Here is a 15,929-nt window from a genome sequence, read left to right on the forward strand (position 1 = left end):
GGGCCGTCACCGGCCCAGACCGAACGGGCTGGCGGAGCGGTCCGAGCCGCCCAGACCCAGCTTGGCGGCGAGTCCCTGGCGCCGGTTGGCCGGCGGGTCGTGTGGGCTGATCTTGACCACCGGCGGGGCGTCCTGGTCGTACCAGTCTGCCTGCCGGATCGCCTTCATCGCCTCCTTGCGCGCCTCGGCGTCGAGGCGGTCGAGGAAGAGCACCCCGTCGAGGTGGTCGGTCTCGTGCTGCACGCACCGGGACATCAGGCCGGTGCCGACGATCTGCACCGGGTCGCCGTACTCGTTGAAGCCCTTGGCGATCACGTTGAGCCGGCGCTTGGTGTCGAAGTAGAGCCCCGGGATCGAGAGGCAGCCCTCGGGACCGTCCTGCTCGTCGGCGTCGGGGAACTCCAGTACCGGGTTGACCAGGTGCCCGAGCACGTCGTCGACGTCGAAGGCGAACACCCGCAGGCCCACGCCGAGCTGCGGCGCGGCGAGTCCGGCGCCGTTCTGCTCGCGCATCGTGTCGGTCAGGTCGGCAACCAGCTTGCGCAGCTCGGCGTCGAAGTCGACGACCGGCTCGGCCGGGGTGCGCAGCACCGGGTCCCCGAAGAGACGGATGGGCTGGACGGTCACGCGGGACGGCTCCTTCACGGGTGGGATCGGTGGTGCCGTACCCAGTCTACGGGCGCGCCGCGGGCGGCGACCGGTGCGCCGACCGGCGGCGGCGCGACGCGGGTTCGGCGGGCCGGCAGTGAGATCGGTTACGGTGGCGCCGGACCGGGTGGTGGGACGTGCCGGTGCCGAGAGCGGCCGGCCCGACCGGTCAGGGCTGGTTGCCCGGCTCCCCGGCGAGTACGGCGTCGGTGCGCTCGAGGATGTGCTCGGGGAGCGGGAGCTGCGTACCGTGTGCCGCGTCCCAGTCGTAGATCACGCTGAGCCCGACCTCGGAGCGGAAGTACTCGATCGCGCTGAGCCCGCCGACCACCTGCTCGTCGCACTCGGCGACGAGCTGCCCCGGCACCAGCTTGAAGCCGTTGCGCAGCGCCGCGCTGAGCCGGCGGTGCCCGTCGACCACGAAGAACTTCTCGCCGGTGTAGCCGATCCGCAGCGGCTCCAACGCCTCCTCGCCGGCCTGCCCGATCTCGGCGACGAAGTCGGACTCCCAGAGTCCGCGCAGACCCTGGATCTCCTGGGTGGGATAGATCCGGGTCGGGTCGAGCAGCAGCAGCGGCGGGGAGTCGCGCAGGATCTCCCGGCCGAACGAGCCCTGGTAGGCGGCGATGACGTGCTCGACCACCTCGTCCGCGGATGCCTTGGTGGTGTCGCAGATCAGGTCGTAGTTGCGCAGTTTCGCCTTGTCGACGCCGTACCGGACGAGGAAGCGGTTCCGCTCGCTCTCGCTGCGCTCGTGCAGCTTGGCCCGGGCCTCCTCGATCGAGGTGTAGCTCTCCGCCGGGCCGGACGGCCGGGCCAGCACCCGGCGGGCCGCCTCGGTCGGCTCCGTGATCATATGGATCTTGAGCGCGTCCTTGAAGAAGTGCCAGGCGAGCCGGCTGTCGACGATCAACTGCTCACCGGAGTCGGCGATGTCCTGCTGGAGCTGGTCGACGTAGCCGTCGACCGCCTGGTCCAGCTCGGCGTGCAGGTTGAGCTGGAGCGCGGTCATCTGCCGCTGCTGGGCCATCTCCCGATAGAGGTCGCCCACGCTGACCCGGCGCAGCCCGAGCCGCTTGGCCAGCTCGATGGAGACGGTGCTCTTGCCGCTGCCAAGGTCACCGTTCAGGACGATCGACTGACGACCGGTCACGACCCTATCCACCCCTGATCCCAGGCTTTTCAAGATCAATAGTTCAACGCCGAACCGGCGCGGTCACTCTCCGTGACGCCTCTCGCGGGGAGCATGAGGGGCGATGGTATCACCCGGATCTCCGACCACAGGTCGGACTCGGCGTGCGTCAACCCTCGGATACCCATTCCGGACCGTAGCCGAAACAACCCTCCGTGTCGGCCTCCGGTCGGCACCCTGTCAGAAGATGTCCTGCGGATCGACCTGGATCCGCACCGGCTGGCCGGCCTTACGGGCCGTCCGGAGCGCGGCCGCCTCGTGCAGGGCCTCGGCCAGTGCCGCGGCCTGGGACCGGGGCACCCGGACCAGCATCCGCTCCTGCCCGTCCGCGGCCGGCACCGGACCGAGCACCTCGGCGGCCGGCGGCAGCCGGGCCTCGTCGAGGAACTCCGCCACCGCCGCCGCCACCCCGGTCAGGCTGGCCATCCGGGCGGCCGGTGGGAAGCCCAGTTCCCGCCGCTCGGCCAGCTCCCGGCCGGCGAACCAGCCCGGATCCCAGCGCAGCAGCGCCTGCACCGGCGCCAACGACCCGTCCGCGACCACCACCACCCGGCCGCCGGCGGAACCGGGCCGGGCCAACGCCGCCGCCGCGAGCCAACGACGCAGGGCCTCCTCAGCCGAGCGCAGGTCAGCCCGGGTCAGCAGCGCCCAGGAATCCAGCAGCAGCACCGCGCCGTAACCGCCCTCGGCCACCGGCTCGGCGCCCGGCGTCGCGATCACCAGGCCCGCGTCGCCGGGCACGGCCCGCAGCACCTCCTCCCGGCCCGAGGTCCGCACCGGCACGCCGGGAAAGGCCCGGCCGAGCTCCTCTGCGGTACGCCGGGCACCCACCACCGCCGCCCGGAGCCGCCGCCCGCCGCACTGCCCGCAGGCGTACCCGGCGGCCACCCGGGCGCACCACCGGCAGGCGGGAACGGCGCTGGCCGAACGCAGGGCGAGCGGACCGGAGCAGTGTGGGCACCGGGCCGGCGCCCGGCACTGCGCGCAGGCCACCGCCGGCAGGTAGCCCCGCCGGGGCACCTGGACCAGTACCGGCGCGTCGGCCTTCAGCGCCGCCCGGGCCGCGTCCCAGGCCAGGCTCGGCAGCCGGGCCGAGGCCGCGGCGGGATCCCGGGCCAGCTGGGGGTCATCGCCGGTCGGGGTGATCCTCGGGGTACGCGCCCGCAGCGCCGACCGGTCGGCCGTGATCTCCCTCGCCCAGCCGGTCTCGACCAGCAGCCGCGACTCGGCGGTCCGGGCGTACCCGCCGAGCAGCACCGCCGCGTCACCGAGCTGCGCCCTGGTCAGCAGCACCTCCCGGGCGTGCGGGTACGGCGCCCGGGGCTCGGCGTGCAGGTCGTCCCCGTCGTCCCAGATCGCCACCAGTCCGAGGTCGACGACCGGGGCGAACATCGCGGCCCGGGTACCGATCACCACCGGTACCCGCCCCCGCGAGGCGGCCAGGAACGCCCGGTAGCGCCGGGCCGGCCCGAGCGCCGCCGAGAGCGCCACGTGCCGACCGGTGCCGAGCCGCCCGGTCAGCGCGGCGTCGAGCCGGTCCAGGTCCCGGGCGTCGGCCACCACCGCCACCACGCCACGGCCACCGCGTACGGTCGCCTCGGCCGCCTCGGCGAACCGGGCTGCCCAGTCCTCGCCGGGCAGCGCCGACCAGACCGCCCGGGGCGCCCTCCCCTCGGCCAGGGCCCGCAGGAATCCCGGGCCGGCCGGATAGGTCCGCCAGCCCTCCTCCTCGGCCGGCGCCGCCGACGACGGCCCGGGACCGGTCTGCTCGGCGGCCGGCGCGGGTTCGCGCTCGACCCGGGCGTGCCGGGGCGGGACGGCCAGCCGCAGCACGTCGGCGAGGTTGCCGGCGTACCGGTCGGCGACCGCCCGGGCCAGCCGGGCGACCTCCGGGGTCAGCACCGGCTCGGGCGAGACCAGTCGCTCCAGGTAGCTCAGCCGACCGTCGTGTGCGGAGAGTTCGGCCCGATCCAGCAGCCAGCCGTCGACCAACTGGCCGGCGAAGCGCACCCGGACCCGGGTGCCCGGCCGGGCCTGGTCGGCCAGCTCGGCCGGGACCAGATAGTCGAAGGGCCGGTCCAGGTGGGCCAGCGGCACATCAACGCAGACGCGAGCGACCGGCAGCCCGGGTGCGGGCTGCCGGTCGCTGCGCTTACTGGTGGTCAGGCTCCCGCGGCCGACTTGAGGTCGGCGGCGCGGTCCGTGTTCTCCCAGGTCAGGTCGGGTAGCTCGCGGCCGAAGTGGCCGTAGGCGGCGGTCTGCCGGTAGATCGGACGGAGCAGGTGCAGGTCCCGGATGATCGCCGCCGGGCGGAGGTCGAAGACCTCGCCGACCGCCCGTTCGATCCGGTCCACCGGCACGTTCTCGGTGCCGAAGGTCTCGATGAAGAGGCTCACCGGGTGCGCCTTGCCGATCGCGTACGCGACCTGGACCTCGCAGCGCTCGGCCAGCCCGGCGGCCACCACGTTCTTCGCCACCCAGCGGGTCGCGTACGCGGCCGAACGGTCGACCTTGGACGGGTCCTTGCCGGAGAACGCCCCACCGCCGTGCCGGGCGTACCCGCCGTAGGTGTCGACGATGATCTTGCGACCGGTCAGCCCGGCGTCACCCATCGGGCCACCGATCTCGAACCGGCCGGTGGGGTTGACCAGCAGCCGGTACCCGTCGATGTCGAGGCCCAGCTCCTCCAGCTCCGGCGCGATGACGTGCTCGCGGATGTCCGGGGTGAGCAGCGACTCCAGCGAGATGTCCGCGGCGTGCTGGCTGGAGACCACCACCGTGTCGAGCCGGACGGGGCGCAGCCCGTCGTACTCGATGGTGACCTGGGTCTTGCCGTCCGGCCGCAGGTACGGAATCGTGCCGTCCTTGCGGGTGGCGGAGAGCCGCCGGGCGAGCCGGTGCGCCAGGGCGATCGGCAGCGGCATCAGCTCCGGCGTCTCGGAGCAGGCGAAGCCGAACATCATGCCCTGGTCGCCGGCGCCCTGGGCGTCCAGCGCGCTCTCCGACGAGCCGGAGCGCAGCTCGATGGCGCTGTCCACCCCCTGCGCGATGTCCGGCGACTGCGAACCGATCGACACGCTGACACCGCACGACGCGCCGTCGAAGCCCTTCTTCGACGAGTCGTAGCCGATGTCGAGGATCGTTCCGCGGACGATCGCCGGAATGTCGGCGTACGCCTTCGTGGTCACCTCGCCCGCGACGTGCACCTGGCCGGTCGTGATGAGAGTTTCGACCGCGACCCTGCTACGCGGATCCTGGTCCAGCAGCGCGTCGAGGATTCCGTCGCTGATCTGGTCAGCGATCTTGTCCGGGTGGCCTTCCGTGACCGACTCCGAGGTGAACAAGCGACGTACCACGGTGCTCCTAAAGATCTCGAATTCAGTTGACGCGGCAGTGTAGTCACGACCGCCTGATGACCCATCACCGGAAAGCGTGCCTGCCGGTCATGACAGGCCGGTTAAGCGCGTTACTACCAGATCCCAGACGCCGTCGGCGAGATCTTCCTTGGATTGCTCGGGAAACGCTGTCGTCGAACCGTCAGCACCGAGCACTACCGCGACGTTGGTGTCGGCACCGAACACCCGGTCCGGCCCCACCTCGTTGACCACGATCAGGTCGGCCCGCTTGCGGGCCAACTTGGCCCGGGCGTTCGCCTCGGCGTTGCTGGTCTCGGCGGCGAAGGCGACCAGCACCTGCTCCGGCCGTCGACGTTCGCCCAGCTCGGCGGCGATGTCGGGGTTGGCCACCAGCTCGACGGTGAGCGCGCCGTCCCCGCCCGACTTCTTGATCTTGTCGGTGGCGTACGTCGCCGGCCGGAAGTCCGCCGGAGCCGCCGCCATCACCACCACGTCGGCCGTCCCGGCCGCCTCCAGGGTGGCCTTGCGCAGCTCCTCCGTGGTGGAGACCCGGACCACGTCCGCCCCGGCCGGGTCCGGCAGCGACACGTTCGCGGCGACCACCGTCACCCGGGCGCCCCGGGCCACCGCCGTCCGGGCGAACGCGTAGCCCTGCTTGCCCGACGACCGGTTGCCGAGGAACCGCACCGGGTCCAGCGGCTCGCGGGTGCCGCCGGCCGTGACCACCACCCGGCGACCCGTCAGGTCCCGGGGTTCGGCGACGCCACGGGCGAGCACCCGGCGGGCCACCGCGAAGATCTCGGCCGGGTCGGGCAGCCGACCCTTGCCGGTGTCGACGCCGGTCAGCCGGCCACTCGCCGGCTCGATCACCAGGACACCCCGGCGACGCAGCACCGCGACGTTCTCCACCGTCGCCGGGTGCTCCCACATCTCGGTGTGCATCGCCGGAGCCAGCACCACCGGGCAGCGGGCGGTCAGCAGGGTGTTGGTGAGCAGGTCGTCGGCGAGACCGTGCGCGGCCCTGGCCAGCAGATCGGCCGTTGCCGGGGCGACGACCACCAGGTCGGCGGCCTGACCGAGCCGGACGTGCGGCACCTCGTGCACCTCGGCCCAGACGTCGTCGGCGACCGGTTGCCCGCTCAGCGCCGCCCAGGTCGGCGCGCCGACGAAGCGCAGCGCGGAGGCGGTCGGCACGACCCGGACCCGATGCCCCGACTCGGTGAAGAGCCGGAGCAGCTCACAGGCCTTGTAGGCGGCGATCCCACCGCCCACCCCGAGTACGACCGCGGTCATCGCCGATGCCCGGACGACCCTACGGCTGGTCGGTCGGCTCGGCGGTGAGCAGACCGGCGTTGATCTCCCGCATCGCGATCGAGAGCGGCTTCTCCTGCGGAGTGGTCTCCACCAGCGGGCCGACGTACTCCAGCAGGCCCTCGCCGAGCTGGCTGTAGTAGGCGTTCACCTGGCGGGCGCGCTTGGCGGCGAAGATCACCAGCGCGTACTTCGAGGTGGTCTTCTCGAGCAGCTCGTCGATCGGCGGGTTGGTGATGCCTTCGGGACTGGCGATGGATCCCACGGAGATAAACCTCGGTGTCTTCTCGACCGCCGGGCGCGGCGGTCGGCTCGGAGTTGGCTTCGGGTCGTGCCCGACCCGGATCCGAGTCGACCGCGTCGGCAGTGCTCGCCGCGCTGGCCCGGACCGGTTGGTAGCCCGGATCGGGTTGCCCGCGTCGGCATTGCCTCAGGTCTGTGTCAGATCAGGTCGGTGTCAGGAAGGACGAACCGAGCAAGCTTACCAGTTCGTCCGCAGCGCGCCCGAGTACGTCGTTCACGACCGCCGCGTCGAATTCCCGACCGGCCGCGCGGGCATCGGACCAGGTCGGGGCGAGGTAGACCAGCCGGGCCTGTGGCATCGCCGCCCGCACCTGGCACGCCCCGCGCAGGTCGATCGGGAGCAGCACCGGTCGACCGGCCGACAACCGGGTCCGTACCGGCTCGCCGGCCGTCCCGTACCGATGGACGCCGATCTGCGACCACTCCAGCAGCTGCCCGTCGTCGAGCAGCCGGCGGAATTCGGCCGGGGCGACGAAGTGGTAGTGCACCCCGTCGATCTCGTACCGCCCCGCCGGGCGGGTGGTGACCGGAACCGGGAGCCACAATTGGGGCGACCGGGCCCGGACGAGTTCCGTCACGCTGTCCTTGCCGGCCCCGGCGGGACCGGCAAGGACCGTGAGACGAGCCGCTGGGCGGACATCGTCATGCGTACCCACTGCTTGTTTCTACACGGCGGGTGGAACTAGTTCGCCGAGAATTCTCCAAGCAGTGCCTTGCGCTGCTGCTCACCGAGGCCACGGAGGCGACGGCTCTCGGCAATCTTGAGCTTCTCCATGATCTGGGTGGCCCGGATCTTGCCGATTCCCGGCATGGCCTGAAGTACGGCCGACACCTTCAGCTTGCCGACAACGTCGTCCGACTCCGCACGGTCGAGGACGGTGGCGAGGTTGGTCTTGCCCTGCTTGAGCTCTTCCTTGAGCTTCGCCCGGGCCTTGCGGATCTCCGCGGCCTTCTCCAGCGCGGCTGCGCGCTGTTCGGGGCTCAGTTGGGGGAGCGGCACCAGTTCTCCTCAGGTCCCTATCGCGACGGGCGGGACGCGCCGTCGCATCTGTGAAACGTGGTGTGCCTGGCAACCAAAGGGGTATGTGGTTCCCAGCGCGGGGAAAACTAGCGGCCAACGAAGGTTTCGGCAACGTGGGCGCGCCATGATCATGTCAGCGTAACCGAGAGATCACTGACCGGCAGCGGTCAGCGCGGCCCGACAATCGGCCAGCACCCGCTCCGCGGCGGCGCGCAGCGCGGCCGGATCGGGACCCGCCCCGAGCACCTCCCGGGAGTACGACGGAAGCACCCGACGGAGCTCACCGCCGAAGACGGTACGCAGGTCGTCGGCGCGTCCGCCCTGCGCGCCGAGGCCCGGCGCGAGCAGTGGACCGCCCACCCCGGAGAGGTCGTGCCCGGTCTCGCCGACGGTGGCGCCGACCACCAACCCGAAGCTACCGAGCGGCTCCGCACCCGCGTTGAGCTGCGAAATCTCTTCAATGATCGTCTGCGCGACGGTGCGCCCGTCCGCGCCGACGGCGCGCTGGACGCTGGCGCCCTCGGGGTTCGAGGTGAGCGCCAGCACGAAGACGCCGCCGCCGTGCTTGCGCGCTGTGTCGAACATCGGGGCGAGCGAGCCGACCCCCAGGAAGGGGCTCGCGGTGACCGCGTCGACATACATCGGGCTGGATGGATCCAGGTACGCGTCGGCGTACGCGGCGACCGTGGAGCCGATGTCGCCGCGCTTGACGTCAAGCAGAACGAGCGCACCCGCGCCCCGCAACTGTCGGATAATTGACTCAAGTACGGCGACGCCCCGCGCGCCGAACCGCTCGAAAAACGCCGACTGCGGCTTGACCACCGCGACCCGGTCGCCGAGCGCCTCGACCACGGTCTGGCTGAACCGGGCCAGCCCGTCGACGTCGTCGGTCAGGCCCCACCGGGCCAGCAGCCCGGGATGGGGGTCGATGCCGACGCAGAGCGGCCCGCGCTGCGCCATCGCCCGGTGCAGCCGACTCCCGAAGGTCTCCATTTCGCCTCTCCTCTCCGCCGGAGACGTCACCGCGTCCCGGTCAGCCGGCCGCGGCGGCCGCGCCGATCGCCGTACAGATCCGGGCCAGGTCGTCGTCCCCGGTCAGGTACGGCGGCATGGTGTAGATCAGATTCCGGAACGGACGCAGCCAGACCCCGTGCGCCGCCGCGGCCTCGGTCGCCACCGACATCTTCACGTCGTGGTCGAGCTGCACCACGCCGATCGCGCCCAGCACCCGCACGTCGGCCACCCCGGCAGCGCCCCGTAACGGCGCCAGGCCGGCCGAGAGGGCGGCGGAGATCCTCGACACGTCCGCCGCCCAGTTTCCGGCCTCCAGCAGCCCGATGGAGGCGTTTGCGACCGCACAGGCAAGCGGGTTCCCCATGAAGGTGGGGCCGTGCGCCAGCACCCCGGTCGCGGAGATGCCCTCGGCGACCGCGGGGGTGCAGAGCGTGGCCGCCAGGCTCAGGTAGCCACCGGTGAGCGCCTTGCCCAGACACATCACGTCCGGGGTCACCCGGGCGTGCTCCGCCGCGAAGAGCGCGCCGGTCCGGCCGAAGCCGGTGGCGATCTCGTCGAAGATCAGCACGATGTCGTGCTCGGTGCAGAGGTCGCGGAGCAGCCGCAGGTACTCCGGGTTGTGGAAGCGCATCCCACCGGCACCCTGCACCACCGGCTCGACGATCACCGCGGCGAGTTCACCGGCGTGCCGGTGCAGCGCGTCGGCGAGCGCGGTCGCGTACCCGGGGTCGATCGGGGCGGTGAAGCCGGGCGGCGGAAGGTCGGCGAAGACCTGCCGGGGCAGCACGCCGGTCCAGAGCGAGTGCATCCCGCCGACCGGGTCGCAGACGCTCATCGGATGGAAGGTGTCCCCGTGGTAGCCGCCCCGCCAGGTGGCCAGCCGGTGCCGCCGGGGCCGCCCCCGGCCGCGCTGGTACTGCACCGCCATCTTGATCGCCACCTCGACGGAGACCGACCCGGAGTCGCAGAGGAAGACGTGCTCCAGGCCGGGCGGGGTGATCTCCACCAGGGTGCCGGCCAGCCGGACGGCGGGCTCGTGGGTGAGCCCGCCGAACATCACGTGGCTCATCCGGCCGAGCTGGTCGGTGACGGCGGCGTCCAGCACCGGATGCCGGTAACCGTGGATCGCCGCCCACCACGACGACATGCCGTCGACGAGTTCCCGGCCGTCGGCCAGGCGCAGCCGGACCCCCTCGGCGCCGGACACCAGGTAGGGGTCGACGCCGGCCGGCATCGGGGCGTACGGGTGCCAGACGTGTGCCCGGTCGGCCGCGACGATCTCCTCCGGCGTCCGACGCCCCTCCGACTCCTCCGGCGTCCGATACCCCTCCGACTCCTCCGGCGTCCGACCCCCCTCCGACTCCTCCGGCGTCCGACGCCCCTCCGACCCTCGCCCGGCCCCGTGGCTCACGGCCCTGCCGCCCGGGCCACCGCGCGGACCAGTCCCGGCCCCCGGTAGACGAAGCCGGTGTAGAGCTGCACCAGGCTGGCTCCGGCGTCCAGCAGCGCGGTGCCGTCCGCCGGGTCGAGGATGCCGCCCACCCCGACCACCGGCAGCGCACCGTCCGTCTCGGCGTGCACGAACGAGACCACCGCCCGGGTACGCGCGGTCAGCGGCCGTCCGGAGAGCCCGCCCGCCTCGCCGGCCCGGTGCGTGTCGGACCCGGCGATCCCGTCCCGGCCCAGCGTGGTGTTGGTGGCGATCACCCCGGCAGCGCCCCTCTCCAGGCAGACCTGGAGCACCTCGGCGATGGCCGCCTCGGTCAGATCCGGGGCGATCTTGACCAGGATCGGCTTCTCCCCCACCAGGGCGGTCAGCAGCGCGTCGAGGTGCGCCCGATCCTGGAGCGCCCGCAACCCGGGCGTGTTCGGCGAGGAGACGTTCACCGCGAAGTAGTCGCCGTACGGCGCCAGTGCCCGGTACGAGGCCAGGTAGTCGGCGACCGCGTCGTCCAGTACGGTGATCTTGGATTTGCCGAGCGAGATGCCGAGCGGCACACCCAACGGCCGGCGCAGCGCGGCCAGCCGGGCGGCCAGCGCCTCCGCCCCGGCGTTGTTGAAGCCCATCCGGTTGATCACCGCAGCGCTGTCCGGCAGCCGGAACAGCCTCGGCCGGGGGTTGCCCGGCTGCGGGTGCGCGGTGACCGTACCCACCTCGACGAAGCCGAAGCCCAGCGCCGGCCAGGCCGGCAGCGCGGCGCCGTCCTTGTCCATCCCGGCGGCCAGTCCCACCGGATTGGGGAACCTGACCCCGAAGACGGTGCGCGGGGCGGAGACGGCGTACCGGGCCCGCAGCACCGCGAGCGCGGCCGGAGAGCGGGACAGCCCGGCGAGCCGGCGCAGCGTCCACTCGTGCGCGGTCTCGGCGTCCCCGCCGCCGAGCCGGAACAGCGCCGGCCGGACGATCCGGTCGAAGATCCCTGCCCGGCCCGCCGTAGCCCGGCCCGGCTCCGCCGCCGTCGTCGGCGTACTCACTCGCCGGCCCGCAGCGCCGCGTGCAACTCCTGCAACGGCCGGACCGACATGTCGCCCCGGATCAGCGCCTCGATTCCCATCACCGCCGCCGCCGCACCGGGCACGGTGGTGATGCACGGGATGCCCGCGCCGACCGCCGCGCTGCGGATCTCGTACCCGTCGGAGCGGGCGCTCGCCCCGGAACCCTGCGGCGTGTTGATCACCAGGCCCACCTCGCCGGCCGCGATCAGCGACACCGCGTCCGGCGAGTCGGCGCCCTCCTCGTAGTGCTTGCGGATCAACTGGCAGGAGATGCCGTGCCGGCGCAGCACCTCACCGGTGCCGGTGGTGGCGACGATCTCGAAGCCGAGGTCGGCGAGGCGCTTGACCGGAAAGATCATGCCGCGCTTGTCCCGATTGGCCACCGAGACGAAGATCCTGCCCCGGATCGGCAGCGAGCCGTACGCCGCCGCCTGCGACTTGGCGAAGGCGTGCCCGAAGGCGGTGTCGATGCCCATCACCTCGCCGGTGGACTTCATCTCCGGGCCGAGCAGCGAGTCGATGCCCTTGCCGGTCGGGGTGCGGAAACGCGTGAACGGCAGCACCGCCTCCTTCACCGCCACCGGCGCGTCGACGGGGGTGGTCGTGCCGTCGCCGGTCGGCGGGAGCAGCCGCTCGGCGCGCAGCTCGGCGATGGTGGCGCCGAGCATGATCCGGGCGGCCGCCTTGGCCAGCGGCACCGCCGTCGCCTTGGAGACGAACGGCACGGTCCGGGACGCCCGGGGATTCGCCTCCAGCACGTAGAGGGTGTCGTCCTTCAGCGCGTACTGCACGTTGAGCAGGCCGCGTACCCCGATCCCCCGGGCGATCTGCACGGTGTAGTGGCGTACCGCCGCCAGGTGCGAGCTGGCCAGGGTGATCGGCGGCAGCGCGCAGGCCGAGTCACCGGAGTGGATCCCGGCCTCCTCGATGTGCTCCATCACCCCGCCGACGTAGACCTCTCCGTCGGCGTCGCAGAGCGCGTCCACGTCAATCTCGATCGCGTCGTCGAGGAAGCGGTCCACCAGCACCGGATGGTTCGGTGAGATGTCGGTGGCCCGGGCGATGTACCCGCGCAGCGTCTCGTCGTCGTAGACGATCTCCATCCCCCGCCCGCCGAGCACGTACGACGGCCGGACCAGCACCGGATAGCCGATCTCGGCGGCGATCGCGTGCGCCTCCTCGTAGGAGGTGGCGGTGCCGTGCGCCGGGGAGCGCAACCCGGCCCGGTCCAGCAGGGCGCCGAACGCGCCCCGCTCCTCGGCCAGGTGGATCGACTCCGGGCTGGTACCGACGATCGGCACGCGTGCGTCCTTGAGCCGCTGCGCCAGGCCCAGCGGGGTCTGCCCGCCGAGCTGGACGATCACCCCGACCACGCCCGGCCCGCCGGCCGCCCTGCCGGAGCTGTCCTCGGCATGCCAGACCTCCAGCACGTCCTCGAAGGTCAGTGGTTCGAAGTAGAGCCGGTCAGCGGTGTCGTAGTCGGTGGAGACGGTCTCCGGATTGCAGTTGACCATCACCGTCTCGTAGCCGGCGCCCTCGGCGCCGGAACCGGACGCGGCGGCCGAGCCCAACGGCGCGCTCCGCAGCGCCTGTACCGCGTGCACGCAGGAGTAGTCGAACTCGATCCCCTGGCCGATCCGGTTCGGCCCGGAGCCCAGGATCAGCACCTTGGGCCGGGCCGAGGGGGCGACCTCGGTCTCCTCGTCGTAACTGCTGTAGTGGTACGGCGTACCGGCGGCGAACTCGGCGGCGCAGGTGTCCACGGTCTTGTAGACCGGGCGTACCCCGAGCCGGTGCCGGAGCGTCCGTACCCCGTCCTCGGCGGCCAGCTCCGGGCGGAGCGCGGCGAGCTGCCGGTCGGAGATCCCGGCCCGCTTCGCCCGACGCAGCAGCTCCTCGTCGAGTACGGCGGCGGCGACGATCTCGGCGCGCAGCTCGACCAGCCCGGCGATCTGGTCCAGGAACCACGGGTCGATCCCGCCGGAGGCCTCCGACACCTGCGCCACCGAGGCGCCGAGCCGCAGCGCCCGCTCGACGCTGTAGAGCCGCCCGTCGTGCGGGGTACCCAGCGCCGCGAGGGTGTTCTCCAGGGTCGCGCCGGCCGGGTCCGGCACGGTCCAGAACCCGCCCTCCTTCGTCTCCATCGAGCGCATCGCCTTGTTCAGCGCCTCGGAGAAGTTCCGGCCCAGACTCATCGCCTCGCCGACCGACTTCATCGTGGTGGTGAGTTCCCGGTCGGCGGCCGGGAACTTCTCGAAGGCGAACCGGGGGATCTTCACCACCACGTAGTCGAGGGTCGGCTCGAACGCGGCCGGGGTCTTCAGGGTGATGTCGTTCGGAATCTCGTCCAGGGTGTAGCCGACGGCCAGCTTCGCGGCGATCTTGGCGATCGGGAAGCCGGTCGCCTTGGAGGCCAGCGCGGAGGAGCGGGAGACCCGGGGGTTCATCTCGATCACGACCAGCCGGCCGTCGCGCGGGTTGACCGCGAACTGGATGTTGCAGCCGCCGGTGTCCACCCCGACCTCGCGGAGCACCGCGATGCCGAGGTCGCGCAGCCGCTGGTACTCCCGGTCGGTCAGCGTCATCGCGGGTGCGACGGTGACGCTGTCCCCGGTGTGCACGCCCATCGGGTCGACGTTCTCGATCGAGCAGACCACCACCACGTTGTCGTGCCGGTCCCGCATCAGTTCGAGCTCGTACTCCTTCCAGCCGAGCACGCTCTCCTCGATGAGTACCTCGTGCACCGGGCTGGCGGCGAGTCCCGCCCCGGCGATCCGCTCCAGGTCCTCGTCGGTGTGCGCCATCCCGGAGCCGAGGCCACCCATCGTGAACGACGGCCGGATCACCACCGGCAGGCCCAGGTCGGCGACGGTGGCCCGGACCTCGTCCATCGAGTGGCAGACCCGGCTGCGTGGGGTCTCGCCGCCGGCCTTGGCGACGATCTCCTTGAAGAGCTGCCGGTCCTCGCCGCGCCGGATGGCGTCGATGTCGGCACCGATCAGCTCGACGCCGTACTTGGCGAGCACCCCGGACTCGTGCAGCGCCACGGCGGTGTTCAGCGCGGTCTGGCCGCCCAGGGTGGGCAGCAACGCGTCCGGCCGCTCCCTGGCGATGACCAGCTCGACGAACTCCGGGGTGATCGGCTCGACGTAGGTGGCGTCGGCGAACTCCGGGTCGGTCATGATGGTCGCCGGGTTGGAGTTGACCAGGCTGACCCGCAGCCCCTCGGCGCGCAGCACGCGGCAGGCCTGGGTACCGGAGTAGTCGAACTCGCAGGCCTGACCGATCACGATCGGCCCCGAGCCGATCACCAGGACGTGCTTGAGGTCTGTCCGCCTGGGCATCAGAAGCCCTTCTTCTCGATCAGTTCCATGAAGCGGTCGAAGAGGTAGTCCGCGTCGCGCGGACCGGCCGCCGCCTCCGGGTGGTACTGCACGGTGAACGCGGGTACGTCCTTCGCCCGCAGCCCCTCGACCACGTTGTCGTTCAGGCAGACATGGCTCACCTCGACCCCGCCAAAGTCGGTGTCGATCACCTCGTTCAGCGGCGCGTCGACCGCACTGAGCTTCTGTTCGCGGCCCGGTCGAATACCGACCGCACTGAGCTCCTGTTCGCGGCCCGGCCAGGCGACCGCACTGAGCCCCTGTTCGCGGCCCGGCCAGGCGACCGCGAAGCCGTGGTTGTGGCTGGTCACCTCGACCTTGCCGGTGGCCCGGTCCAGCACCGGCTGGTTGATGCCCCGGTGACCGTACCCCAGCTTGTAGGTGCCGAAGCCGAGCGCCCGGCCGAGGATCTGGCTGCCGAAGCAGATCCCGAACAGCGGGATCTGCCGGCGCATCACCTCGCGGGCCAGCCCGGCCGGATGGTCGGCGGTGGCCGGGTCGCCCGGGCCGGGTGAGAAGAAGACCGCGTCGGCGCCGGTGGCCAGCAGGTCCTCGATGCTCGACGAGGCCGGCAGCACGTGCGTGGTGACCCCCCGTGCGGCGAGCCGGCGCGGCACGTTCCGCTTGATCCCCAGGTCGAGCGCAGCCACCGTGAACCGGTGCTCCCCCTCGGCCGGCACCACGTACGGTCGCGCGGTGGTCACCTCGGCGGAGAGGTCGGCCCCCTCCATCCTCGGCGTCTCGCGGACCCGGGCCAGCAGCTCCACCGGGTCATCGGTCAGGCTGGAGACCCCGACCCGCATCGCCCCGCGCTCCCGCAGGTGCCGGGTGAGTGCCCGGGTGTCCACCCCGGCGATCCCGACCACGCCCTCGGTGGCGAGCCGGTCCTCCAGGGCACCGGTGGCCCGCCAGTTCGAGCCGATCCGGGCCGGGTCCCGGACGACGTACCCGGCCACCCAGATCCGGCCGGACTCGTCGTCCTCGGCGTTCACCCCGGTGTTGCCGATGTGCGGTGCGGTCTGCACCACCACCTGGCGGTGGTACGACGGGTCGGTCAGCGTCTCCTGGTAACCGGTCATCCCGGTGTTGAAGACCGCCTCGCCGAAGGTCTCCCCCACGCTGCCGTACGCCTCACCGCGGAAGGTCCGGCCGTCCTCCAGGACCAGGATCGCCGCTCGCCGCCGGTTCATGCCCAGCCTCCGGTC

At 72.3% G+C, this 15,929-nt stretch carries 13 protein-coding genes; all 13 read right to left on the minus strand.

Going from position 1 to position 15,929, the window contains the following annotated elements; translation table 11 throughout:
* Positions 1-6 precede the first annotated feature (6 nt).
* Complete coding sequence (gene def / locus EV371_RS00445) at positions 7-627, minus strand: peptide deformylase (protein ID WP_130460284.1); 621 nt, start codon at positions 625-627, stop codon at positions 7-9.
* A 190-nt stretch (positions 628-817) separates the two neighbouring features.
* Positions 818-1,801: an AAA family ATPase gene (locus EV371_RS00450; protein ID WP_130460285.1), complete on the minus strand. Its 984-nt coding sequence runs from the start codon at positions 1,799-1,801 to the stop codon at positions 818-820.
* A 219-nt stretch (positions 1,802-2,020) separates the two neighbouring features.
* A complete protein-coding gene (locus tag EV371_RS00455) occupies positions 2,021-3,964 on the minus strand; it encodes a primosomal protein N' (RefSeq protein WP_486484893.1) in 1,944 nt (647 codons plus the stop codon).
* 38 nt (positions 3,965-4,002) lie between these two features.
* On the minus strand, positions 4,003-5,196 hold the full coding sequence (metK, locus tag EV371_RS00460; RefSeq protein ID WP_130460287.1) for a methionine adenosyltransferase: 1,194 nt from the start codon (positions 5,194-5,196) through the stop codon (positions 4,003-4,005).
* An 87-nt stretch (positions 5,197-5,283) separates the two neighbouring features.
* A complete protein-coding gene (gene coaBC / locus EV371_RS00465) occupies positions 5,284-6,489 on the minus strand; it encodes a bifunctional phosphopantothenoylcysteine decarboxylase/phosphopantothenate--cysteine ligase CoaBC (RefSeq protein WP_130460288.1) in 1,206 nt (401 codons plus the stop codon).
* A 19-nt stretch (positions 6,490-6,508) separates the two neighbouring features.
* Complete coding sequence (rpoZ, locus tag EV371_RS00470) at positions 6,509-6,772, minus strand: DNA-directed RNA polymerase subunit omega (RefSeq protein WP_101366725.1); 264 nt, start codon at positions 6,770-6,772, stop codon at positions 6,509-6,511.
* 181 nt (positions 6,773-6,953) lie between these two features.
* On the minus strand, positions 6,954-7,466 hold the full coding sequence (locus EV371_RS00475; RefSeq protein ID WP_130460289.1) for a nucleoside/nucleotide kinase family protein: 513 nt from the start codon (positions 7,464-7,466) through the stop codon (positions 6,954-6,956).
* Between the two features lie 26 nt (positions 7,467-7,492).
* Complete coding sequence (gene mihF / locus EV371_RS00480) at positions 7,493-7,810, minus strand: integration host factor, actinobacterial type (protein WP_130460290.1); 318 nt, start codon at positions 7,808-7,810, stop codon at positions 7,493-7,495.
* A gap of 171 nt (positions 7,811-7,981) precedes the next feature.
* Positions 7,982-8,824, minus strand: a complete 843-nt coding sequence (pyrF, locus tag EV371_RS00485; protein WP_130460291.1) for an orotidine-5'-phosphate decarboxylase — start codon at positions 8,822-8,824, stop codon at positions 7,982-7,984.
* A 40-nt stretch (positions 8,825-8,864) separates the two neighbouring features.
* On the minus strand, positions 8,865-10,124 hold the full coding sequence (locus EV371_RS00490; protein WP_130465545.1) for an adenosylmethionine--8-amino-7-oxononanoate transaminase: 1,260 nt from the start codon (positions 10,122-10,124) through the stop codon (positions 8,865-8,867).
* Between the two features lie 128 nt (positions 10,125-10,252).
* Entirely contained in the window at positions 10,253-11,263 is a 1,011-nt protein-coding gene (locus EV371_RS00495) for a quinone-dependent dihydroorotate dehydrogenase (RefSeq protein WP_130465546.1), read from the minus strand.
* 53 nt (positions 11,264-11,316) lie between these two features.
* Positions 11,317-14,685 carry a carbamoyl-phosphate synthase large subunit gene (carB, locus tag EV371_RS00500; RefSeq protein ID WP_130460292.1) on the minus strand — a complete coding sequence of 1,123 codons (3,369 nt, stop codon included), beginning with the start codon at positions 14,683-14,685 and terminating at the stop codon, positions 11,317-11,319.
* Positions 14,685-15,914, minus strand: coding sequence for a glutamine-hydrolyzing carbamoyl-phosphate synthase small subunit (carA, locus tag EV371_RS00505; RefSeq protein ID WP_130460293.1), 1,230 nt, complete (start codon positions 15,912-15,914; stop codon positions 14,685-14,687). Before carA ends, carB begins: the two co-directional genes overlap by 1 nt.
* Positions 15,915-15,929 lie beyond the last annotated feature (15 nt).

The organism is Plantactinospora sp. CNZ321 (assembly GCF_004217235.1).